The 23,018-nt window shown below is 48.8% G+C and carries 23 protein-coding genes; 12 read left to right on the forward strand and 11 right to left on the reverse strand.

The window, feature by feature from the left end:
* The first annotated feature begins 283 nt into the window (after window positions 1–283).
* Window positions 284–1,642, forward strand: coding sequence for a dicarboxylate/amino acid:cation symporter (locus AC2TDN_RS16040; RefSeq protein WP_482066351.1), 1,359 nt, complete (start codon window positions 284–286; stop codon window positions 1,640–1,642).
* Window positions 1,643–1,768: 126 nt separating this feature from the next.
* Here the strand turns inward: AC2TDN_RS16040 and AC2TDN_RS16045 are convergent, their stop codons facing one another.
* Complete coding sequence (locus tag AC2TDN_RS16045) at window positions 1,769–2,047, reverse strand: hypothetical protein (protein WP_482066352.1); 279 nt, start codon at window positions 2,045–2,047, stop codon at window positions 1,769–1,771.
* A gap of 51 nt (window positions 2,048–2,098) precedes the next feature.
* Window positions 2,099–2,395: a DUF3055 domain-containing protein gene (locus AC2TDN_RS16050; RefSeq protein ID WP_482066353.1), complete on the reverse strand. Its 297-nt coding sequence runs from the start codon at window positions 2,393–2,395 to the stop codon at window positions 2,099–2,101.
* 222 nt (window positions 2,396–2,617) lie between these two features.
* Between AC2TDN_RS16050 and AC2TDN_RS16055 the strand changes: the two genes are divergently transcribed.
* Window positions 2,618–3,616 carry an HRDC domain-containing protein gene (locus AC2TDN_RS16055; protein ID WP_482066354.1) on the forward strand — a complete coding sequence of 333 codons (999 nt, stop codon included), beginning with the start codon at window positions 2,618–2,620 and terminating at the stop codon, window positions 3,614–3,616.
* A 34-nt stretch (window positions 3,617–3,650) separates the two neighbouring features.
* Here the strand turns inward: AC2TDN_RS16055 and AC2TDN_RS16060 are convergent, their stop codons facing one another.
* Complete coding sequence (locus AC2TDN_RS16060) at window positions 3,651–4,661, reverse strand: zinc dependent phospholipase C family protein (RefSeq protein WP_482066355.1); 1,011 nt, start codon at window positions 4,659–4,661, stop codon at window positions 3,651–3,653.
* A gap of 168 nt (window positions 4,662–4,829) precedes the next feature.
* Between AC2TDN_RS16060 and AC2TDN_RS16065 the strand changes: the two genes are divergently transcribed.
* The 6 genes from AC2TDN_RS16065 (at window position 4,830) to AC2TDN_RS16090 (ending at window position 11,080) form a co-directional block, all read left to right on the forward strand.
* Window positions 4,830–5,291, forward strand: coding sequence for a chemotaxis protein CheX (locus AC2TDN_RS16065; protein ID WP_053374694.1), 462 nt, complete (start codon window positions 4,830–4,832; stop codon window positions 5,289–5,291).
* A 78-nt stretch (window positions 5,292–5,369) separates the two neighbouring features.
* Window positions 5,370–6,143, forward strand: coding sequence for an SDR family NAD(P)-dependent oxidoreductase (locus AC2TDN_RS16070; RefSeq protein ID WP_482066356.1), 774 nt, complete (start codon window positions 5,370–5,372; stop codon window positions 6,141–6,143).
* Between the two features lie 26 nt (window positions 6,144–6,169).
* Window positions 6,170–7,588 carry a DEAD/DEAH box helicase gene (locus AC2TDN_RS16075; RefSeq protein WP_484688867.1) on the forward strand — a complete coding sequence of 473 codons (1,419 nt, stop codon included), beginning with the start codon at window positions 6,170–6,172 and terminating at the stop codon, window positions 7,586–7,588.
* A 116-nt stretch (window positions 7,589–7,704) separates the two neighbouring features.
* The gene (locus AC2TDN_RS16080) at window positions 7,705–8,967 is read left to right on the forward strand and encodes an S-layer homology domain-containing protein (protein ID WP_484688869.1); all 1,263 of its coding nucleotides are present in this window, start codon (window positions 7,705–7,707) and stop codon (window positions 8,965–8,967) included.
* Between the two features lie 116 nt (window positions 8,968–9,083).
* Window positions 9,084–9,833: an ABC transporter ATP-binding protein gene (locus AC2TDN_RS16085; protein WP_482066359.1), complete on the forward strand. Its 750-nt coding sequence runs from the start codon at window positions 9,084–9,086 to the stop codon at window positions 9,831–9,833.
* Window positions 9,833–11,080 carry an ABC transporter permease gene (locus tag AC2TDN_RS16090; protein ID WP_484688871.1) on the forward strand — a complete coding sequence of 416 codons (1,248 nt, stop codon included), beginning with the start codon at window positions 9,833–9,835 and terminating at the stop codon, window positions 11,078–11,080. The genes AC2TDN_RS16085 and AC2TDN_RS16090 overlap by 1 nt, the downstream gene beginning before the upstream one ends.
* 109 nt (window positions 11,081–11,189) lie before the next feature.
* On the opposite strand, the gene AC2TDN_RS16095 is transcribed toward AC2TDN_RS16090, so the two are convergent.
* On the reverse strand, window positions 11,190–12,494 hold the full coding sequence (locus AC2TDN_RS16095; RefSeq protein ID WP_484688873.1) for an aminotransferase class I/II-fold pyridoxal phosphate-dependent enzyme: 1,305 nt from the start codon (window positions 12,492–12,494) through the stop codon (window positions 11,190–11,192).
* Window positions 12,495–12,701: 207 nt separating this feature from the next.
* On the opposite strand from AC2TDN_RS16095, the gene AC2TDN_RS16100 reads away from it, so the two are divergent.
* Window positions 12,702–13,487 carry a helix-turn-helix domain-containing protein gene (locus tag AC2TDN_RS16100; protein WP_484688875.1) on the forward strand — a complete coding sequence of 262 codons (786 nt, stop codon included), beginning with the start codon at window positions 12,702–12,704 and terminating at the stop codon, window positions 13,485–13,487.
* Between the two features lie 130 nt (window positions 13,488–13,617).
* On the opposite strand, the gene asd is transcribed toward AC2TDN_RS16100, so the two are convergent.
* Together asd and AC2TDN_RS16110 are read right to left on the reverse strand one after the other, a co-directional pair.
* On the reverse strand, window positions 13,618–14,406 hold the full coding sequence (asd, locus tag AC2TDN_RS16105) for an archaetidylserine decarboxylase (protein ID WP_484688878.1): 789 nt from the start codon (window positions 14,404–14,406) through the stop codon (window positions 13,618–13,620).
* Window positions 14,407–14,488: 82 nt separating this feature from the next.
* Entirely contained in the window at window positions 14,489–15,253 is a 765-nt protein-coding gene (locus tag AC2TDN_RS16110; protein WP_484688880.1) for a tryptophan-rich sensory protein, read from the reverse strand.
* A gap of 155 nt (window positions 15,254–15,408) precedes the next feature.
* Between AC2TDN_RS16110 and AC2TDN_RS16115 the strand changes: the two genes are divergently transcribed.
* Window positions 15,409–15,705 (forward strand): hypothetical protein, encoded by a 297-nt coding sequence (locus tag AC2TDN_RS16115; protein WP_484688882.1) that lies wholly within the window; start codon window positions 15,409–15,411, stop codon window positions 15,703–15,705.
* A gap of 58 nt (window positions 15,706–15,763) precedes the next feature.
* Here AC2TDN_RS16115 and AC2TDN_RS16120 read toward each other — a convergent pair whose 3' ends face one another.
* Window positions 15,764–17,032, reverse strand: coding sequence for a Rossmann-fold NAD(P)-binding domain-containing protein (locus AC2TDN_RS16120; protein ID WP_482066366.1), 1,269 nt, complete (start codon window positions 17,030–17,032; stop codon window positions 15,764–15,766).
* 228 nt (window positions 17,033–17,260) lie between these two features.
* Between AC2TDN_RS16120 and AC2TDN_RS16125 the strand changes: the two genes are divergently transcribed.
* Together AC2TDN_RS16125 and AC2TDN_RS16130 are read left to right on the forward strand one after the other, a co-directional pair.
* Window positions 17,261–17,941: an HAD family hydrolase gene (locus AC2TDN_RS16125; protein ID WP_482066367.1), complete on the forward strand. Its 681-nt coding sequence runs from the start codon at window positions 17,261–17,263 to the stop codon at window positions 17,939–17,941.
* Window positions 17,942–18,029: 88 nt separating this feature from the next.
* Window positions 18,030–18,623 (forward strand): MSMEG_1061 family FMN-dependent PPOX-type flavoprotein, encoded by a 594-nt coding sequence (locus AC2TDN_RS16130; protein WP_484688885.1) that lies wholly within the window; start codon window positions 18,030–18,032, stop codon window positions 18,621–18,623.
* A 105-nt stretch (window positions 18,624–18,728) separates the two neighbouring features.
* Here AC2TDN_RS16130 and AC2TDN_RS16135 read toward each other — a convergent pair whose 3' ends face one another.
* From AC2TDN_RS16135 to AC2TDN_RS16150, 4 genes are read right to left on the reverse strand one after another with little or no spacing between them, the layout of a single operon-like run.
* Window positions 18,729–19,256, reverse strand: a complete 528-nt coding sequence (locus AC2TDN_RS16135; RefSeq protein WP_484688887.1) for a GNAT family N-acetyltransferase — start codon at window positions 19,254–19,256, stop codon at window positions 18,729–18,731.
* Window position 19,257: 1 nt separating this feature from the next.
* The gene (locus AC2TDN_RS16140; RefSeq protein ID WP_482066370.1) at window positions 19,258–20,412 is read right to left on the reverse strand and encodes a YheC/YheD family endospore coat-associated protein; all 1,155 of its coding nucleotides are present in this window, start codon (window positions 20,410–20,412) and stop codon (window positions 19,258–19,260) included.
* Complete coding sequence (locus AC2TDN_RS16145) at window positions 20,412–21,791, reverse strand: YheC/YheD family endospore coat-associated protein (protein ID WP_484688890.1); 1,380 nt, start codon at window positions 21,789–21,791, stop codon at window positions 20,412–20,414. Before AC2TDN_RS16145 ends, AC2TDN_RS16140 begins: the two co-directional genes overlap by 1 nt.
* On the reverse strand, window positions 21,788–23,011 hold the full coding sequence (locus tag AC2TDN_RS16150) for a YheC/YheD family endospore coat-associated protein (protein WP_484688892.1): 1,224 nt from the start codon (window positions 23,009–23,011) through the stop codon (window positions 21,788–21,790). The genes AC2TDN_RS16145 and AC2TDN_RS16150 overlap by 4 nt, the downstream gene beginning before the upstream one ends.
* Window positions 23,012–23,018 lie beyond the last annotated feature (7 nt).

Below are 23,018 nucleotides of genomic sequence, written 5' to 3' on the forward strand. Positions count from 1 at the left end.
CCAGCTATTGCTGGAGTGGTAGGGCGTCTTTTTTTGATGTGCTGGCCATAGCAATGAATAGATCAATTTTATCGGAGTATATTGTAGTATCTCGAAGTAATTCAAATAATAGGAATATTCCAATGATTGTTTTGAAAAAAATGATATTGACACGAATTAATTAACGATGATATATTGTTCCAAGTAAAGCGCAGTAATTTTATCGGAATTATTTATTATTAATTTCAAAGTTCATATGTGCTGTACAATTATAAGATTAGACAGAGAGGACGGTTGTTTTATAATGGAAAATAATTTATTGACAGCGTTTGAAACAAACTGGATTACGCTGGTTGTTTCGGCTGTGCTGCTTGGGGGACTTTACTTCTTGGCCAAGAAACGGGTTGGGTTCGGAACAAGGGTGCTAATTGCGCTTGGACTTGGCCTTGTAGCTGGTATTATTTTTAACAACTTCAAGCTGGACACTGAGGGCGTAGGCACAATCGGTTCCATTTATATCAATCTAATTCGCATGATCGTAATTCCACTCGTGTTTGTTCTCGTTATCAACAGCATCATCTCCATTACGAATATTGAGTTTTTACGCAAGCTTAGCGTAAAGACGATCGGCTGGTTTTTAGCGACAACAGGGGTAGCGGCCATTATCGGACTTCTTGTGGCATCGGCCATTAACCCAGGAGCAGGATTTGAATTAACAAAGCCTGAGAATTTTGAGGCTCGCGAGGTTCCAAGCTTCTTCAAAGTTATTTTAGATCAAGTGCCATCCAATCCAATTAGCGATGCTGCGGACGGTAAAGTAGTACCTATACTTATTTTTGCCCTATTTATTGCCATTGCCATTGTTAAGGTTGGAGCGAAAAATCCAGATTCGGTGCAGCCGTTCAAAGCATTCATTCAATCGGCGACAGTCATTATGCACCAAGTTGTTAAATTTGTTCTTCGCTTCACGCCATATGGCGTATACGCGTTGATTGCGGTTATGGCTGCAAGATACGGCTGGGAAACGCTTGAGCCGCTTGCGATGCTTATTGCAGTAAGCTATATTGCGCTAATTATTCATTTTATATTCGTATTCGGCGGCTTGGTATCGTTCGTTGCGAAGGTTAATCCATTGAAATTTTTTAGAAAAGCTTATCCAACCGTAGCGGTAGCCTTTACGACGCGGAGCAGCTTTGCTACGCTGCCAATCAACCTTGAGGTCATTACGAAACGACTTCGCGTGTCTCCAAAAATCGCCAGCTTCGTAGCTCCGCTAGGCGCGACGATGAACTTTAACGGCTGCGGCGGCGTATGGCCGGCTGTCGTATCGGTATTCGTATCTCAAGTATATGGCATTTCGCTCTCTGCAACGGATTATGTCCTTATCGTTCTCGTGAGTGTCATCTCCTCGATCGGTGTTGCAGGCGTGCCTGGTCCGGCGTCGATCTCTACGACTGTTGTCTTGACTGCAGTAGGACTTCCGCTTGAAGGTATTGCGCTTGTTGTAGCTGTAGAATCCTTGATCGATATGGGCCGTACAGCTGTTAACGCAACAGGAACTACTGTTACGGCGCTCCTTGTAGCGAACTCCGAAGGAGAATTCGATCGTGAAGCGTTTAATCGCGACGAAGAGGATGACCTGGAGCTTAACCCAGCATCATAAAAGAATGATATGTGGGATGGAGCAGTGTGCGATAATTGCTTATTCCAATCAAGCTTTGCAATGAAAAAAAAGCCCTTGGCTTTGCATGCATAATGCATGCAAAGCCAAGGGCTTAGCTTGTTGTGTTTACGGTTCGTCATGCACCTCAGGAAAAGTGTGGCCATACTCGTCCTCTCCTGGATAGTCACGCGGCAAATCAGCATGAAGCTCTCGATTCTCATAGTCGAAGCGGTTTGGCGGCCGCTGGTCAATACGCCATGGGGTGCTCTTGCCTAAAGATTCCATCCGCAGGTCAGAGCCATAAGGACCATCCGGGAATTCCTCCGGTATTAGATCGTTACGCTGCGATTCTACTGTTGATACATCTGTATACGGCTGGCGATTCTCATGAATAAACCGATCCATCAGTAAACTCCTCCTGAAATGGTATTGTATTACCATTTCAGTGTACCCTGATTAATCGGTAAAATGCACCGTTCCGACAACAAAGTATAAGAATTGAGCGAGCTCAGCAGCTTCTTCCTCCGTCAGCTTAAACGTATATTCAAGATAGCCCTCTTCTTCCAAGTCATCAGGGCCGATTATGGCTGTTTTACCGAATTGCAAATCGGTAACCAGCTTTTTGCCGTAGAAACGGCTGGTAGATGTGATGGCAAGATCAAAGCGTTTCAAGCTTGGTCCGATAAATGTCACATATCTTGTAGATGTTTCTTCAGTTGAATCGGACATAAAATCAAAATCTGGCAACAGCATGTTGTATAGCCTCCACTCCGTTATTACAATCATTATACAACAACAAAATACTTGTAATAAAGAAATCATTATGATAGCATGAAAGCAATCGAATCATTGAACGTGAGAGGAAAGCACCTCCTTTGCCATAGGCAGAGGAGGTGCTTTTTTTTGTTTTCCGGCACTCCTCGGCCGTTCAATACATTCGCAATTTATCTACTTTATTGGAGGATTGAGGCAAACATGCAAATCGTTTTTATGAACACGTTCGAGAAGCCTGGCAATGATCATCATATCGTGAGTGCGCAGCTTTCTATATGCGAGCGTCAAGGCATATGGGCAGTATTATGGGTGGAGGGAGAAGAGGCCAGCGGCAACCCGCAAACCTGGTTTGAAGGCATATCGTGGGAGGAAATGATCATAGCCTTTCGGCATGGCATCGCAAGGGTTATGGGTGAAGGGTATACACCGCTCATAGACGGCATGCTGGATGATCGCCGCGCTTCGTCAGGAAGCTTCGGAATGATGCTGCAATGCTATGGCGAGCTGCATGCCAATCAAGAGCTCTTTCAAGCGCTTCGCGAATGGCGCCGTTCCAAAGCGGCGGCAGAGAAACGGTCTGCTTATCTTGTTGCAACCAATCGAATATTGTGGATGATCAGTGCTTTTGTACCGAAGACTGCGGAGGAGCTCGCACAAATACCTGGCTGGGGAAGCTCCAAGCACGCCTCCTATAGTCTAGAAGTGCTTGAGATCACGAATGAAGCTAATCGCGAAACGGAATTTCCACTGCAATGGGTGGAGGAGAAGCTGGATTACTCGGCGTACACGCAGTGGCTTTACAAACAAAAGGAAACCAAATATAAAGCTCAGATGGACCGGCAGCAAGCCAAAAAACATATTCTGACAACCGCCCAGGATGGCGGTACACTTGAGCAGTTGGGCGCAGAGCTGGAGCTGTCAAGGCGCGAGCTGATGGACCGGATTGAGCAGCTCGAGCTGGAGGGCTATAATCTTGACTCGTTAATTACGAGGGCGCTTATTGAGGTGCCGGAAGATGAGCAGCAGCTCGTTTGGGAGGCGCTTACGCAAGTAGGTGATAAGTACTTGAAGCCGGTGCTGCAGCAGGTATACGGATCATCGGAAGCTTCTCAGCTTAATAAGCCAGTCGATGTTTTGTATGAACGGCTGCGGTTGATCAGACTTCGTTATCGCAGAAGCCAGACAAGTAAAGCCGTATAAGTTGGAAAAAGGAATAGGAGGCTCCTTTATGCAACTAAGGAGCCTTCGTAATGCCGGGCTGATCAGCCCAAACCGTATCCGCATAGCCGATCGCGGCACCTGAATCGCAAGCTAAGCCAGTCTCATAGGAGCGGTTGCCGATTAAAGCGATAGCTTCCTCACGCAGCTGCCGGACATGGATGCGATCTTCCTTCGTATGCTGAGGTCTCTCATGAGCCCTTAACCATATAAGGATGGCGCTTATGACTTCAAGCGCTTCGGACATGGCATTATCCCATAGCGTCCATACACTCATATGGTGATAGGTGCTGCCATCTACCGGATCAAGCCAAGGCTGCTCCCCTTCATTTAGTACATCAAAAGGCTGCGCGCCTCTTTTGTACACGAATGGCTCAATTTGACCGAAGGTCAGCCTTTGTCGAATGCCTGTCGGATCATGGAACAATCGCTGCGCCGCCGTAAAATCACGGTTGGCTTGGTTCCAATCCTCGCGGCGAATATGCGGAGCCAGCTCCGCGTAATAGGCTGCGGCAACGGATTCGAAGGCGTCTACAATCGGCGGGGGAAAGGCACCCTTCGTATCGATATGCTTCCATACAGCGTTTTTCCACGTATCAACGCCCCATAGCTTCTTTGCGATTACGGTATCCATCATAATTTCAAATCGCTGATGATCCCATTTGCGAAAGCCTGATTTGCTGAATACGTAAGGATGCAGGTTCCGGTCTAGAATGTGATGCAGGGCAAAGCCAAGCATGTATAGGATGGAGGAATCAGGATGTTTAGGGCAGGCTGTTCGGCCATTGACACAATCCAACATTTCTACGAGCACAGGGCCGCAATTTTGATTATGCATTTCTGTTCCGAGGCGATTAAGAGCTAAGCTGCGCTGCCACGGGAAAAAACGATGGTAAAATAAAAAATCAGGACCTTGGCAGCCCATATTAAATATGTTTTTTTGCTCAACGGCTTGCAGAAGCTCGCTTTCGCCAAGCTTTTCTAGTACTAGCTGTCCAAATATAAAATGAGCCCATACGTTAGGCATAGAAGAGCCACCTCCATTCCTACCATCATTCTACAATTTTCAATAAAAAAATATAGTTCTTTAGATGTATATTGTTTATTTATAGTATACTTGTCCTAGTTAATTAAGTATAATGAAAATTAAATTAGACAAAGCGCGAATTTTGTCGAAAAGGAGCGTATCTTCATTATGAAGGCAGAGTACATAAATCCGTTTCTTGAATCTGCAAAAATCGTGATAGAGCAAGTCGTTCAAATACGTCCTGCGACCGGAGAACTAGGCCTCAAGGATATCAAGTTTGTAGAGAACTATATTTGGATTCAAATTGGACTCAACGGACAGATGAACGGAGACATTGTATTCGGGCTTAGCGAAGAGGTAGCGATGAAAATGGTTTCTGCGATGATGGGCGGATACGTTATTTCTGAAATCGACGAAATCGTGAAGAGTGCTATTTCTGAGCTTGGCAACATGATCAGCGGAAATGCGAGTACGATGCTGTTTAATCAAGGGGTGAGAGTCGATATTACGCCTCCTAAGGTTATCCAGTCTGCTCAATCAGCGGGCTTTTCCGCGCAGAAGGCGCTAACGATTCCGCTTATTATGGAAGGCATCGGAGAGCTTGACATCCAAGTATTAATCGCATCTTAAGCACAGAAATGGCTCCTTAGGGAGCTTTTTTTGCGTCTGTAGTACCAATCAAGTAAAATTGTAAATGGGTGATGTTGGATGTTAAAGGACAAAGTGATTTTTGTTTCAGGTGCTTCAAGCGGAATCGGAGCGTTAACCGCAATAAGGCTGGCTGAACGCGGGGCGATCCCTGTGCTGACGGGACGCAACGCCCAGAAGCTTAAAGAGATTTCCAGCGCTATTAAGGGCAAGCATTCCTGCTATCAGATGGATGTGACCGATAATGAGCAGGTGATGAAGACGGTAGAAGCCGTCATTGCGGAATACGGGAAAATAGATGTACTGCTGAACAATGCGGGTTACGGCCAATTCGAGTATTTTATGGACATGAATGTGGAAAGCTTTGAGAAAATGATGGATACGAACTACATGGGAATCGTTCGCTGTACAAAGGCTGTCATTCCACATATGGTGAAGCAAGGCAGTGGACAAATTGTAAATATAGCTTCCTTGGCTGGGAAAATAGGCACCGCTAAGTCGACCAGCTATACCGCTACGAAGCATGCCGTGCTCGGCTTTACGAATTCGCTTCGGATGGAGCTGCGGGAGCATGGGATTCAGGTGTCGGCAGTTAATCCGGGGCCGATCGATACGCCTTTTTTCTCGCTGGCTGATCCTTCCGGCTCTTACTTAAAAAATGTAAATTGGTTTATGATGAAGCCAGAATATGTCGTCAAACGAATTGTTCGTCTGATTGAGCGGAGGAAGGCTGAGCTGGACCTCCCCAAAACGGCTGCTGTCGGTATAAAGCTTTATCAATTGCTGCCCCGAACAATCGACCTGCTATTCGGCGGCTTGATCAATCGAAAATAAAGGCTTGAATGAGAGAGGATTAAAGAATGAGCAAGTATACTTGGAATGAGATAGGCATTAATGAGCTGCTGGCGAATAAGCTTGCGGCAAACGGAATAGTTGAGCCAACCGATGTACAGGCGGAGACGATACCGATTCTGCTTGGAGGCAGCAATGTTTCTGCAAGATCGCAGACGGGCACCGGCAAGACTCTTGCTTACTTGCTGCCGCTGCTTCAGAAGCTGAATTCGCATTCGAACGCGATACAGGCGGTTATTTTGGCGCCGACGCAAGAGCTGGCCATGCAAATCGTCCGCGTAGCTGAAGCGTATGCCGAGCCGATCAACATACGCGTTCAGCAGTTGATTGGGGGAGCGGCGCTGAAACGTCAGGTAGAGAAGCTGAAGCTTCGCCCTCAGCTTGTTATCGGAACGCCCGGACGCATACATGAGCTTCTTAAGCTGCGCAAGCTTAGGCTGAATGACGTCAATAACGTCGTTATTGACGAAGCGGATCAGGTGTTCCAGCTCGGCTCGACGAAAGAGGTCGAAATTATTTTGCACAGCGTGGGGAAAGATCGGCAAATCGCATTTTTCTCCGCGACGTATCCGGAGCAAATGGCCCGCTTCGAAGGACGCTGGATGAAAAACCCGGAACGCATCCAAATTACGCCGGAGCACCGCGTTTCGCAGACGATCGACAATTATTATATCGTCAGCGATAAACGGGACAAGACCGATACGGCAAGGCGTCTTATACGTTTGCTGAACCCGGCATCCGCGCTGCTCTTCCTCAATGATACCGACAACATTTCGAACTGGGAATCGAAGCTTAGCTATGAAGGCTTCACCGTTGAAGCGTTGTATGGCGATGCCGATAAGCAGCGCCGCGCAGCAACGCTGGCACGCTTTCGCGATGGGCGCTGCCAGCTTCTGCTTGCGACGGATGTTGCGGCCCGCGGCCTTGATATCGAAGGGCTGACGCTCGTTATTCATCTTGATCCGGCGGCAGATGCAGACCATTATGTGCACCGTGCGGGTCGTACCGGCCGGATGGGACGAGCTGGTACGGTCGTGTCGATCGTGACGCCGCAGGAGCTGTTTATTATGGAGAAATTCCGGAAGCAGCTCGGCATAGAATTGTCGGAGAGGACGATGTTTAGAGGAAAGCTTCTGACTGAGGAAGAGCTAAGAGAGGCTACGCGCCCATTTGCGGCTCGTCATGAAGCGAAGCTGGCCGAACGCTCGGAAGTACAGCAGGCGAAACGATCGAGCGAGCGCAAGGAGGCTCCTTCTGCAGTGAAGGAAGCGAAGCCTGAAGCGGCAATTAAAGGCATCGCCGCCGCTCCAAAGCCAAAGCCAGCAGCTAAGCCCGTTCCCAAGAAGGTGGAGCGCAAGCGCGAAGGCAAAAACAAAGGCGCGCCAAAATGGTTGAAAGCGAAACGAGAAGCAGAGAAGGAACAATAAAATAATTTATTTTTGACAGCCACCCTCTTAAATCGATTAGCCTTACCCGAAACATATGGGCGAAGGTAAAAAATGCGGCAAAACCCGCAATCGAAAAAAGGAGTGTGGCTTTCTTAATGAAACAAACAATGTGGAAAAAGACAGCAATTTCCTCGCTTGCGCTGCTAATGCTTGCAGGCGGAGCAACATCAGCTTTTGCAGATGGCGGCAAAGGTAAGGGGCATGGCGGAGATCGTGATGATGATAAAGGCCGTCATGAGGACAAGCATGATAAGAATGATAAGAAAGATAAGAAAGATAAGAAAGATAAAGATGATGATATTAAAGTAACATGGAAGTTCGAAGATGAAGATGACCTGAAATGGGCACTGGAATACATTATGCGACTGGCGTCGAAGGGTGTATTTACAGGCTATGAGGATGGCACGTTTAAGCCGAATCAAAAAATCAGCCGCATTGAAACATTGACTGCAGCTGTAAGATTGATGGGTCTTCGCGCTCAAGCCGAGTCGGCAGAGGAAATGAATACGGACCTGCAATTCAAGGACGCTGACAAAATTGAAAGAAAATATCCTTGGGCTGTCGGTTATGTAGCTGTCGCTCTGGAGAATGATTTGTTCTCGGAAACGGAAACGGAAGTAAAACCGGAGGCAAACGCAACAAGATTGTGGTCGACGATTCTTCTAGTTAAAGCGCTTAAATTGGAGGATGAAGCGAAGGCTCTCAATAATACGAAGCTGGACTTCAAGGATGCGAAAGAAATTCCTGCAGGTTCCGTCGGTTATGTAGCCCTTGCTCTTAAGAAAGGGATCATTACCGGCTACGAGGACAAGCACGGCAAAACATTCCGTCCAAACCAACCGGTTTCCCGTGCAGAGCTGGCAGCGCTGCTTGATCGAACGGATACGGAAATGCCGGATCATGACGCGCAGGCGATTACAGGCAAGCTGAAGGCAGCTCCTGCGAATGGCAGCCTGACGGTAGTAAAAGCCGACAATACGGAAACGGCTCTTGCAATTGATTCGAATGTATTCATTTTCCGCGATGACAAGAAGGCGCCCCTCAGCACATTGCGCGCAGGCGATGAAGTGCTGGTACGCACGTACCTTAATAAAGTGGTCTTCATTGAGGTTACGAAATCGGCTCCTGTCGATACATCCTTCTCTGAGCTTGGATATATTAATACACTAACGTTCAACCCGCAAGCGAAGCTTGCGACGATCTCGATCTCCCGCGTCGAAAACTCACAAACCGTTACTCTCATTTATAACGTTGATGCTAACGTTGAGCTTATCGGTGATGCTTCGCTGCTGAAGGCTGGTCAGTATGTACAGGTGAAGGGCGATAATAACATTGCTAAATCGATTGAATTCAAATAATTACGAGATGAAACAGGCATCACCACTTATGGTGATGTCTTTTTTTTGATATTAAGCGAATTATTCGGTATGCTGTTTACTAGCAAAAACTAAATTGTAATGTTGAAGGTGATAGGATGGAACCTATTTTACAGGTAAATGGTTTAACTGGCGGCTATAGCCCAAAAAGACCTGTGCTGCACGATATCTCCTTTGAGGTGAAGGCTGGAGAAATGGTAGGCCTTATCGGTCTGAACGGCGCAGGCAAAAGTACGACGATCAAGCATATCCTTGGCTTAATGAAGCCGCAGATCGGCGAGGTAAAGGTTGATGGCGTTACGCTGGAGCAAGAAACGGACCGTTATCGCGGCGCATTTGCTTACGTGCCGGAGACGCCGGTGCTGTTCGATGAGTTGACGGTAGAGGAGCATTTGCGCCTAACCGGTATGGCATATAGTGTACAGGATGATCAGTATGAAGCACGGGAAGATGAGCTGCTGAAGCAGTTTCAAATGATGCCTAAGCGCAAAGCATTTGCCTCACACTTATCCAAAGGCATGAAGCAGAAGGTTATGATTATGAATGCGCTGCTTGCGGAGCCGCCTCTATACATCATTGATGAGCCGTTTCTAGGGCTTGACCCGCTTGGCATTCGCTCCCTTCTTGAGCGTCTAGTCGAAGTAAAGCGAAAGGGCGCTGCCATTCTTATGAGCTCGCATATTTTATCCACAGTCGAAACGTATTGCGACCGGTTTATCGTCATGCATCACGGTAAAATAGTTGCTTTAGGCACGCTGGAGGACGTCAGGCAAGCTGCTGGGATGGATCTGCGCGGCGGTTCCTTGGAGGATGCCTTCTACAAGCTTGTCACTGGAGGCCAAGCCTAATGACCTCTGATCCTAAGCTTGAGAAGATGTGGCAGCAAAGGGCAAAAGCGTTCCGCGAGGAAACGCTGCCTTATTTTCGCTATATGGGGCAGAGCGGCTTCCCGTCTTTTATGTCCTTGCTCGTCATCTCATCTGCTATTGGCTACATAAACTTGATTCGCCATATGCCGGCGAACTTTCCCTTTGCCGCCGTCGGCGTTATTGCTTTAACGCTTGTATTATGCTGGAGTCCGCTTCGCACTTGGCTTGCATTAGGCGATACCGTATTTCTAATGCCGCGTGAAGCGCAGATGGCAGACTACTTACGACGCTCGTTCCGCTATACTACAAGGGCGTGTTTCGTACTCGCAGCACTCGTGTTCCTTCTTTACATGCCGATTTATAATCAAGGTCCTGCCATAAGCGGAGGCTGGCTGCTTGCCGTTATTGCAGCAGCGCTGAAGTTTGGCAATGTGTGGGGGGCATGGAAAGAGCGGCAAATGACTTGGCCAAGCATGAGACGACTTATGCGCGCGCTGCGCTGGATTGCGACAGCCATCCTGCTTACGGCATGGCTCACTTGTCCCGTATGGCAAGCCGCACTATTTACTTTGCTCGTTGTCGCTCTTTACCGCTTGCTTTATCGTCTGCCCAGCAAACATCGTTTTCCTTGGGAGAGGCTGATTGATGAGGAAGCAAGGACGCGCAAGCGCTATTATGTTTTTTTTGGACTATTCATTGACGTACCGACCCTTCCGTCGAGTATTTCAAAAAGATCCTATTTGACATGGGTACTTCGCCTAATACGCTATTCGAATCGAAATACGTTTGTTTATCTCTATACGGCATCCATGTTTCGGACGGAGATGGGCGGAATTATTTTGCGTCTACTCTTTCTCGGCTGCTTGATCACGTATTGGTTTGCCGAGGCTGTATCGCTTTCCGGCTACGGCAGTGTTATCACTTTTATTATTTTTATGGGCTTGATCGCCGTTCAGCTTGGCGGTCTGCGCCATATCCATCGCCATTCGGTTTGGAAGCATGTATATCCACTGCCGGAGAAGCAGCGAACCCTGCAATATTTAAAGGTTGACCGTATGGCTATGCTGATTTGTACGGCGGTGCTTTGGGTATTTGTTGCTTTGCCGCTAGTCATCTCGGGCGTTTATGTGCCGGCGCTCGCAGCGGCGGGTTTGGCGATTGTGTATTTGGCTATTCGGCCATCTCGATTGCGCAAGAAGCTCAGCATGGACGAAGACGAGGATTAAAGATAGAAAAACCCCCTACGGCAGCATCGTCCGAGAGACAAGCTGCTTTAGGGGGTTTTTGAGTTTGAAGGAAGCTATGAGATTGTCGCCGGAGGACGGCGCCAGCCTGTTATCCCTTTTGAGCGATCACTTCATTAACAGATTTGAAAATCGTATCGAAAAGCTCTTCGAGGTTCTCTTCCTCGATGCAGGAGAAGGCAACGCGCAGGTCAGTTTCGCCTAGCGCAATCGTACCGATGCCATACTGGTTCAGCAAATGAACGCGTACCGCCTCAGCAGTCACATCGCTCAGCTTCAGGCACATGAAGTAGCCGGAATTGAACGGATAGTAGCCCCATACATCGCCATAACGGCCGCTGTCGAGCAAAGATTTGACGCGGTTAGCGCGACGCTTCATAATATCGTACTTCTCTGCTTTTTGAGCTTCGAACTCAGGCGAAGTCAATGCGCGCAGTACGAATGTTTGCGATGGATGAGGACCGCTGGAAATCGTCGCGCGAATAATGCCAGTCGTTTTTTGCTCAAGCGCAGTCAAAACGGATGCCGATGCTGAAGCGTATGTGATAAAGCCGACGCGGAAGCCCCATACGTACTCTTCCTTCGTTGCGCCGTCCACCTTTACGGCAAGAACGCGCGGGTGAAGGTCGGCAAGCTTGGAGAATAGTGATTCCTGCAAGGAATCCTCGAAGAACAAGCCGAAATAAGCGTCGTCGGTTACCACGACAACATTGATTCCTGCTTCTGCCGCATCGCTAATCGCAGCGATAATTTCATCGCCCTCCTGCGGTCCTGGCGTATAGCCTGTCGGGTTGTTCGGGAAGTTCAGCACGACGATCGCTTTCCCTTTTTCCTTCTGAGCGAGCAATGCCTCGCGCAGGCCAGCGCTGTTGAAACGAGTTTGGTCGTTATAGAGCGGGTATTCTACAATTTCCGCTCCGCGGCGGATACCGAAAGTAAGCTCGTAGTTTTCCCAGTTTTTGTTTGGAATAATGACAGCATCGCCTGCATCTGCGAACAAATCGGCAACGATGCTAAGGCCATGCGTCAGTGCGTTAGTAACAACGGGATTGCCGAAGCTCTTGGAGGCAAGGGAAGGGTTATCCTTAATCATCTTCGTACGCCAAGCAGCACGAAGCTCGGGCTTGCCGCCAGGCGGCGCATATTCATATATATCTTTCGGATTGTAGGCAGAGAGCGTATCCTGGATGACCTTAAGGTGCATCGGCTGTCCGCCTTCTGTTGCAATACCGATAGTAGCATTAAATTTGGTTGCTTTTGTTTTCGCTTCGGCGGACTGACTGAGTATGCCCTCTTTTGGGAAATAAATCGCTTTGCCTAAGGCTGACAACATCGCATAGACGTTTGGACTCTCCGATTTCAACGTCTCGTTTAACTGCTGAGCAAGTGGGTTCATGGACTTTATTCCATCCTTCCGAAATCATTCATTTAAAATGAGTATAATTAGGCGTTAGCCGTTTACGCTTGTCGGGTGCTATTATAACATTTTTTTTAAGCTGCAAACCAATCTCAAAGCAAATTTTTTCGTAATTTTAGGGCAGCTTGTACAAAAGTTTGGTGCTGTTGTATGATAACGGCATAGATTAGCACAGGAGGTTGCCCTATGCTGCACATTTCGCCTGATTCGTTCATCCTGTTACCTGCGTTTGCCAAAATCGTATGCGAGCCGGGCTGGAGATGGGCGAGACGCGAGAAGCCGATGGCCAATTTTGATTTATTTTACGTATGGAGCGGTGAGGGGGAAGTTGAAGTCAATGGCACCCTTTATCAGGTTGGACCGGGGAGCTGCTTCCTGTTCCGTCCAAACGATTACACAAGCGCTACACATAACCCGCAGAAGCCGCTCGTATTATCCTATATTCATTTTGCCATCAACGAAGCGATCGATGCGGTACCGAATCGTTATAGACAATTTAGCGATACTGTCGATTTTGAATATATGCTTTCGCGCTATGTGAGGCTGTTCCTTGTACAGACTTATGCGGCGGAGGAGGAAGCGCAGCTTGTTCTAAAGCAGCTGATGATTCATTTGCTGAGAGAGGATAAGCAGCTGCCGGTGGAGAAGAAGGCAAGCAATCAACTGACCGAGGCCATTCACGAGGTAGCCAACTTTGTTCGGCAAAACCCGAGTATTGCGCATCGTGTAGAGGATTTGGCGATGCGAGCACAGCTCTCGCCCCGTTATTTTTCGATGAAGTTCAAGGAGCTGATCGGGATGTCGGTGCAAACGTATATGATTCGTACGAGAATTGAGCGAGCGCAGCATTTGCTCATGCATGCAGGCATGAACGTAACGGAAGTAGCGGACGCGCTCGGCTATCGCGATATTTTTTTCTTCAGCCGGCAATTCAAGCAGTATACGGGCCGCAGCCCGTCAGAGATTCGGTAGGCATATTTGCAAAGGAAAAACGGCATGGCGTTGCAGGAAGTTCACTCCTGCAGCGCCATTTTTTCATGATAAGTCTATTTTCTAGATCTATAACCGATGGCGTAGCGTTGTAATCGCTCTGCTGCTCATTTTAGTCGCCTTGAAGGGAGCCAAGCCGTTCGCCCATTCGCACTTTCATGCCCAGCAGGCCATTTTCGCGAGGCGTAAACGTTCCATCTTCCAGCAGCAGCACGACAGTCGAGCCGAATTCGAAGTAGGCGAGCTCCTCGCCTTTTGCCATATCGGGCTTCAGCGGCTGTACGTATTGAATGCTGCTCACATTCATCGCGCCGACTTTAACGACAGCTGTTTCCCCTGCGGAATGCTGCATATAGGTAATCAGCCGCTCGTTGCGGCTAAGCACTCTGCGCATATGGCGCAGGCCAAAGTCGTTTACGGGATAAACTCTGCCAAGAACATGCTCGCGTTCCACAATTCGTCCGCTAATTGGCGTATGTATGCGATGATAATCCGTTGGGCTTAAATACAGGACGATATAATAGCCGTTCATATAGTTAGCCGTTCGCGGAGAACGGTTGAGCAGTTCGTCTATCGTGTAGTCCTGACCTTTTACATTGACGATCGTGCCGCTGTTTATCGGTCCGGCACCGGTGATAAGCGCATCTACGGGGCTTATGAGAGAATCTGCTCCTGCGTGCACCTCCCGAAGCCCGGGCTTCAGCCGACGAGTGAAAAATTCATTCAATGTCATATATTGGGAAAGAGGCTTCTCTGCTTCCTCGATCTTAATGCCGTATGTCTTGGCGAAACGGGAAATAAAAGGGCGGCTGGCAGCCGATTGCGCGAATTTTCCGGTTATGCTGGATATCCATTTGCGCGAGCTTAATTCTGTCATCGAACGAAGCAGCCATTTTGTCATACGTGAACCGTCACGTCCTTTCCTGCAAGGGGCAATTAGTCCTGATACCCACCACACAGTGTGACATATTCGGTTCTAATTTTCAATATGCAGCCGAATTCCTTTTGTAGGCTTGTATCCAAATAACGACGGCTGCAACCGCCAAGACGGCCGCGCCGATCAGTGCTGTGAGCGCAACCTCAGACTGCTGGCCCTGCTTCACGGCAATCGCAATAAATGACCAGATAAATACGAGAAGGATCGCAGCATCTCGAAATTTAAAGCCGATAGCGAGGGCGAGCAGGCTTGCAACCGCCAGCATGACAACTGTCCAAACGATGTCGGAAAGCGAGAAGCCGTTCCACTTAACGGCATATAAAGCAACAGAGATGTTCACAATAGTTGCCGTGCAAATCCAGCCAAGGTATATGCTGAATGGAAGCCGCACAAAAAAGCGTTCGCCCCGGGCAGGTGCAGACTTATCTCTCCCAACTGCGGTATAAATGGCAATTAGCGATAGGAGCAGGCCAAGCATGACGAACACGCTTGCCGTCAGTTTCTCATAGTGCCAGACGAAAATCCAAGCGATATTAAGAATACAGCTGATTAGAAACCACGGACCTATGCTTTGCATAGCTTTGCTGTTAGCCGATTGCGGCCTGAACGGATAGACGATGAATCCGATTAGAAGCAAATAAATAATCGACCAAATCGAGAACGCATAAGGCGCAGGCGTGATCAGCACCGGATACTTGGCAGACAGCTCTCCTGTCGTTATGCCGTTAATTGGGAGCCACTGCGCAAGACCATTCACCGCAAGGACGGCGGCGAGGCCAATGACGTTCAACCATCTAAAGCTATTTTTCATAAGACACCACTCCATCCATCATTTAAATAGATTCCATCTGTTATTATATGTAAACAAGTTGCTCGCTATTTATTCACATCTGCTGTTTTTCATAAGCTGAGATTATGTTTAAGCCGTCAGAAAATGACCGAACCTAACAATAGAGGTGAAGGTGTGTGATGATAATGATTGGAGCAGCGCTGGCAATAGGAGCAGCCTTAATTGCAGGGGTCAGCCGAATGAGTGGAGCAGCGAGCCGAATTATAGACGGAATAGCAGTCGTCGCCGCTTTTTTATTTTTTGTTATTGCAGCAGATGCTGTGATGGAGACGCTTGCGCATAGCACTGTATTTATGACAGAGGTGCATCGCGTGCTTGAGAACCCAGCATTTCTGGCAAGCGGTGCTTATCTCGGACCTTATGCGATCGGGAGAATAGCCATGCTGCCGGCTTATCTGTTTAGCCGAAGCTAATCTCGGGAATGCGTGTATGAGAAAAAAAGGCTTGCAGCCGCAAGCCTTGTAACGTATTTTAGCTGTTCCATTCTCGCAAACGCTGCAGCAGCAAGCCATCGGAGCTATCATTGGTGCCTCGAACGAACGGTTTCATAAAGTAAGATATATAGTCGCCATATGCTTTTATCCCATCGTCCGAAAGCTCATCTACCCAGTGGGCGCCTTTTGGCACCTCTCCGAGCAGCAAGGAACAAATGCCGCCATAGAGGCCGCATGCAACTTGAAAATACGTTGCGTTCGTTCCATACGCCTCAAAAATCTCTTTATTTTCCATTACGTTAAATAAATAGCGCTCGTGATCATCGTAAACCAGCAGCACGCCAACCAAGTCCGAGCCTTCCAGCTCCGCGTCCCTTGGATCAAGCAGCTGATGCTTCCAATCCCACAGCTCATCCGCATCGTTCAAGTGACTATGCAAAATATCGGTCGTCACTTCATTGACCTTGTAAATGAATCCAAGCTCGAATGGGAAGCGCTCGCCAAGCGACAGCACCTCTTCATGCGGCATAAGACAGCCCTCGAAGCTCGTGAGACCTAGTCTTACAAGGAAGGTTTGCTCATAGACTTGCCTGTACAGAAATAAAGGCATGTGGTTGGTGACATACATCGGATAGTTTAAAATCGCTTCATCTAAATAACATTCGGGCGACCAAGTGCTGTAAACCGTATTAGGCTGCAGCATCGTCCGATCGGCATAAAAGCTGTTGTCTGTTTCTACAATGTAGCAAGCGAGCGGAAGCTTGTCAGGCTGCTCCTGCATGAGCGAAATCGCAAACCATTGAACGACCCCCGGATTCATGCCTGACCCTATGATCGCTTTGAGGCTGGTGAAGCTGCTTCTGCTTTCTTTGAATCTTGCATAACGCTCGATGAGCGTGAATCCTTCGAGCTCGTTGCGGCGATCCACCTCCGCGCTCTCAAGCGCGGTGTTCACATATGCAATAGCAAGCTCATTGCAGCATTCCAGCATGGCTATCGTATCTGCCCAAGAAGCGTCAATGACGAGAACAGAAGCAGTATCTGCCAAATGCTGCTTGAATCTTTCCGTATCCTGCAAATCGAATTGATGGAGCACGAGATGACTAGCCAGCTGCGGACAATAGGTGATGTAATCGGTATCCAGCTGCAGAGGCTTTGCGTCGATACAATGGATCTTGCTGCTCGCAAGAGCTGAGTGAAGCGGAGCATTCGTATCTTGAAGCACCTGCTCCAAAAGAGCCAGAACTGCTTTGCCGACCCCTCCGCCGCTTCCAAGCAGTGTTATAACCAAACGTTCATTTGTCATTTATCTATCATCTCCTTTCCGTTAATGTCAGCTTACGCAGATCAGAGCTTGTTTGTTTGTAGCATTTATTCCGTGCGAAACGTCCAAGCTATTTGCACCGCCGCAAGGATAGATGTCTATATGCGAATGTCCAGAGAGATTCGTTTATCAGCACATTGCCAGTCTTCAAGCTTGCGATGCTTTCCCTTATTCCAGTATGATAAGAGCAGACTTTGAAGGGGGATTGCAATGATGAGCGAGCTTAAGCTTCGAGTGCCTGAGGCTGTAATATTTGATATGGATGGAACGTTGTTTGAAACGGATACGCTGCTTGTGCCGGTTCATCACCGCGTGTTCGAGACGCTTCGGGAGGAACGGCTTTATGAGCATGAGACACCGCCCGTCGAGCGCTTGCTTAGCTGCTTAGGCATGCTGCTGGAGGACATATGGCGCCAGGTTATGCCGGATAGTACGGAAGCTGCGCGGAAGCGCGCCGATGAATTGCTGCTTCAATACGAGCTTGAGGGCTTGGAGCGTGGTGAAGGCGAGCTCTACCCCTACGTCGAGCAGACGCTGCGAGGGCTGAAGGATCGCGGGGTGAAGCTGTTCGTTGCAAGCAACGGGCTGGAGGAATATGTGAAGGGTGTGGCACGTCATAGAGGTATTGCCGAGCTGTTTGACGGTTTGTACAGCGCGGGAGAATACGCAACGGCAAGCAAGGTTGATCTAGTGGCGCGACTGCTGAAGGATCATGGCGTTAAAACGGCTTGGATGGTCGGTGACCGCTCATCGGATGTCGAGGCTGGAAAGGGCAACGGGCTGCAAACGATCGGTTGCGCATATGCGACGTACGGACGCAAAGCAGAGCTTGACGAAGCAGATGTGCTGATTGCCGATTTCCGTGAGCTCACTCGTTTGCTGGATCAATAGAGGAAAGGACTTCCGTTTTCAAAGCGATCTGATTGAGCGATAATCATCGGAATTTGCTGCTTAGAGCGGAAGACAGAGGAGAGTATTCGTGAATCAAACGTTATGGAATACCGATCTTATTGTATCTCCCGATCAATTGAAGGAGCTTGTCGGAGAGCCTCACGAAGCGGTTGTCAAAAAATCCGTTTCGCAAATGGAGGAGCATGTCCGTCACTTCTTATCCTTATCCCCCTTGTTTTTCTTATCCTCGTCGGATGCCGCAGGTCGCTGCGATACGTCGCCTCGCGGCGGCGATGCCGGATTTGTGAAGCCGCTCGACGATTTTCGTCTAATCTATCCAGAGCGGCCGGGCAATCGGAGAATCGACTCCTTGCTGAATATGCTGGAAAATCCGCAAGTCGGCATGCTCTTTGTCATTCCCGGGATGCAGGAGGTGCTGCGCATCAACGGGCGGACAACGCTAACGACAAATGCCGAGCTTATCGACCAGATGGAATGGAGCGGCAAAACGCCTGCGCTCGCAGTCGTTGTAGAAGTACAGGAATGCTTCATCCATTGTCCGCGGGCTCTCAAAGAGTCAAGCGTATGGGACACTGAAAAATGGCCCAAAGCGGAGGAGCTGCCTTCTACAAGCGACATGTTCAAGGCTCATTTGCGCATGAACGGCTACGAATCAAAGTAACGGGCCTTAAGCTGCCGCATTCGGGTTCTAATGAGAGAAAGAAAAAAAACCTGCAAGGCTGCACGCGCGAGTGCGCTGCTCCTTTGGCAGGTGAATGCATGCATATCATTGCTTTTCCTTCGATCCATCTTGCATTGCTGTAATTGCTATAAATGGACTAGGCGCGGCATCTGTATTATGGTCGTTGTTTCTTACGAATCGGAGCGTCGGTTTGCCTGTAGGTCCTCTGTGCATGGATACCGCAGACATGCCAAGGCGGAAGCAGAGCGCCATGCTGGCTGTATTGTCAGTTGCTACGTTGCAGGTAAGCTTGCCGAGGCGCGCAATCATCGCTTTTACGATAGCGCTCCCGATTCCAAGGCTCCTTGCTTCGGGATGAACGACGACCATGCAGGCTTCCTCGCCGCCGTTTTCTGCAAAGCCAAAGCCGGCGATGCGGCTGCTGTGCTTAACGACCACAGCAACTGCACCAAACGTCCCATCGTGAGTTTCTCTAAGCAGGGAACTGTCCAGCTTGCGAAGCGCATGAATAGTAGAGACAGCCAGCCGCTTATCCCCGAAACGAATGGCAAAGCCGATAAGTCGTTTTTGCTCCATTAACCAAACGTCTGGTGTAAGCAGCTCCAGCTCCAATTTACGCGCCTCCCGCTTTTTCCGTTTTCATTCTAGCCAGATAAGCTCCGTAATGAAAAATGCGCTCCAACGATTTTTGACGAATATGGGGTTCATCGAATTTCATTGGTTTTGAATTTGCTTCAAAAAACCACATATTTCCTAGGCTGTCTATACCTAAATCCATCGACATCTCACCCAAGAGCTGCCCTGAGGCGCGCTCGATTTGTTTGGCAATAAGCACAGCGGTGTTTTTTGCTTTTATTAACAGCTTACGCGCCTGCTCCTCATTAAATGAATGGACAAGCAGCTTCTCAGGGTCCTCGATCATGCCGCCTCTTGGCACATGGGTAGTAATGCTTGAGACGCCGGCTATCCGTGCGCCAATTCCTGTAATATCCCACTGTCCGCGCTGGTTTTTTTGCACGAGCGCGCGAAGGTCAAATCTTCGTTCGTTGAAGGAAGCCAAGTCAATGCCCTGCTGGGCAATGTAGGCTTCCCCTCCGCTTTGCTTCTGGATACGGCTCCACAGCTTATTGATCGATGAGCATTGATAGGTGGCGCTCTTTTTGTTTTCTTGTATTTTTAAGAGATAGGGCTGCGTGGTTTCGGCTTCTACATTAATCGTCATGATGCCCTTGCCGGCTTTCCCGCTCTCAGGCTTTAAATAAAGATAAGAATGCTTGCGCATCATTCGGCCAAGACCCGTTACCGTAATCAGCTTGCGAGTCGTCGGAATATAGGGTTTGGTCGATTTAGAGAGCCGCAGCCATTCGAAGAGATCCCATTTGTTGAAGAAGGACGGATTAAAGAGCTTCACATGCGGATGCTTATGGCATGCATCGATTTTTTGCCTGACGGCAGGCAGCTCTTCATCTTCCCTCTGCGGGATCCGATTATAAATAATGTCGGGGAAAGGAAGCAGACGCTGCTGCCAGCTGTCATTTTCTGCATTGAATACGAAGCCTTTTAAGCTGTTTCTTGTCAGCAGCAGATTCTTTACCGTCAATACATAGACAATAAACCCCATGGATTGACCGGTTCGAATCAAATCGGCGAAGTTGCTGCGGTTGCCTCGGAAGAGCTGAACATCATCATCTATCGTTAAAATAGCCAATACTGTCCTGCCAGCTCGCATTCCTCTTATTTCATATTCTTCTGAATGCTTGCTGTCCATCAGCTGTTACCTCCTTCGCCATGAAAACGGCTAAGGTACATGCAGTGCTCAAAAATGTAAGATATCGATGCCCGACCCTCCGAGCGAAGCGCAGGATGCTTGAAAATCGACCGGCCTGGCTTAGCATTGGCTTCAAACATCCATATTTCCCCATCTTTATCGATACCAATATCGAGTCCCAGCTCGCCTAATCGATGCGGATAATTCCGTTCGATAGCCTCTGATAGCTTAATGGCCGTTTGTTTCGCTTTTTCAAGGACGACACCCGACTGATCGCCGAACGTTTTCTCAAGCGCCTGCTCCGGCGTCATAAGCGAGCCGCCGTTTTTCACATGCGTCGTTACGCTCCCGCGGCCTGCTTTCTTTGCGCCAATGCCGGCTGGTACCCATTCATTTTTGCCGTTCTTATGCATATGAAAGCGGAAATCGAGCGGACAGCCATCGATTTCCACGAGCCTGATCCCCTGTTGGACGACATAGTGGCTTAAGTTATGGCCATGCTTCGTTTGCAGCATTCGCATCAAGCTGTTGAAGGTCGAGAAGCGAAGCAGCACGTTTTGGCCGCCTTTGCGGTAGCGTGCGAAATAACCGCGCTTTGGATGATAGGTCAGCCTATATATCCCTATTCCAAGGCTGCCTGCGGTTGGTTTGAAATAAATAAACTGATGCTGTTCGAGCATTTCCTTTATTTGTTCCATGGTTGGGCCGGAAGCGGAATCCGGCAGATGAACGAGCGCTTCAGGATCTTTATCCAGAAGCTTGTAAACGTCGGCCTTATTGAAAAAGCTCCAGTTGAAAAAAGGGATTTTCCGGCGTACGAAGCGCTCGCGGAGCGCATTAATCGATGCGGAGGTTTCAGTCTTGCGGTTCGGAAGCCGGTTGTATACGACATCCGGAAGCGGTACGATCTTGCGGTACCAGCTGCCCTGCGAATCAAGGAAATAGCCGTTGACGGTATCCTGCTGCCAATTGATATCATGCGGAGTGAAGCCGAAAAGGTAGGCTTTGTGCTCCCCTGTGCGGATAATCTGCTTAATGAAATTGGTTCGCCCGCCAAACGGATTGCTCTCCGAGCGAACGCCATTATCGCTTAGTATGCCGACAAGCGGTCCAAGTTGAACCTCATTGTCGCCGTTGTTAAGCACATATACATTTCCGGATTTCGGCACTTTAATCGATTGCCTTATTCCTGACGACAAGTACAAATGATTGCCTGGCCGGTTCAGCTGCTTGATTTCAGCTGTAATCACTTCTTTGCCCAGCTTGAGGTGTACCGACTTTTTGCCTGAAAGCTTCAGATGCTTTAGCAGAGGGCTGGACAAATATACGATATTATTAGACTGCTGTGAGAAATGTACGTTACAAGTTGTCAAACTCATCGATGAACCTCCTGAACGTTGAAAGGCCGTATTTGGTTGTCTGATCTTTTTAATCGGTGACGGCCGTTTGTGGATTCATTGGCTGCAAAGAACGGAGACAGGCGCTTAGACAGCAAGCGTGCATACAAGAGCGGCCTTTCGATAGACAGCCGCGCTGCCTCTAGATCATTGGTGATTCGAAAGGAAGATCGGCCTGGCTTCGAGTTTGCTTCAATCAGCCAAATGCGGCCGCTTGGCTCAATGCCGTAATCTAATCCAAGCTCGGCAAATCTGCCAAATTTGCTTTCAAGACATTCCGCTGTTTGCTTGCTTATTGTATGGATCTGCTCTAGCAAACGTTCGGCTTTTTGCTGGCCAAATTTGGCAGTAATCAGCTGATCAGCCGGGAGGGCGTCGCCGCCGCCGTGCAGATTGGATGTCAGAGATCCCGCTTGCCCGGTACGGACGACGACTCCGGTCAGCGACCATTTTCCTGTGTGATCCTTCTGCATAAGTGTTCTTACGTCAAAAGGCTTGCCGTCCTCATCGCTAAGCGCAAGATAAGGCTGGATTAAATAGGGCGAGCGGTTAATAAAGCGGGCTATCCATTGCTCTAATTCACTGTCATTTGTAAATGTCATTGAAAAAGATCGGTTTTGGCGGGTTCGCCCTTTCACCTTCGCTGCTTGCCCGTATGGGCTGCGCCTAATATGCAAAATCCCTTTGCCCTGCATGCCAGCCGATGGCTTTAGTACGATGCCGCCTGGATGACGATCCGTCATCATTTTAACCTGCTCCGCGGATCGATAGGGGGCAGTTGCAGGCAAATGCTTCGCCAGCAAAGGATCTGCCTTAAGCGCGTCATGGACGTCAAGCTTTGCTGGGAGGGTTCCGTTAAGCATCAGACAGGGCTTCTTCCGCGATATGAAATTCAGCAATCTTTGGCAGCGGGTCCGCTGGTTGGCTTCGGTGAAGAAGCATCGATCATAGATGATGTCCGGTAATGGAACCAGCTGCCTCACCCACCGATTTTGCTCATAGCTATAGCCGTAAAGCAGCTCCGTTTGCGGCTGCAAGCCTTCTTCCGAGAATACATAGACATGAATGCCATGCGGCTTGCCTGCCATGCTGAGCGCTCGGTAGAAGCGGGACTCCGGCAGCACCGGTTCCGATTCATCATCCAAGGGCTGACGGTTGATCGATGCGACGACGATTCCGAGGGTAACCATTCGAGCCTGCATAGGCGCC

Source organism: Paenibacillus sp. Y660 (genome assembly GCF_057221575.1).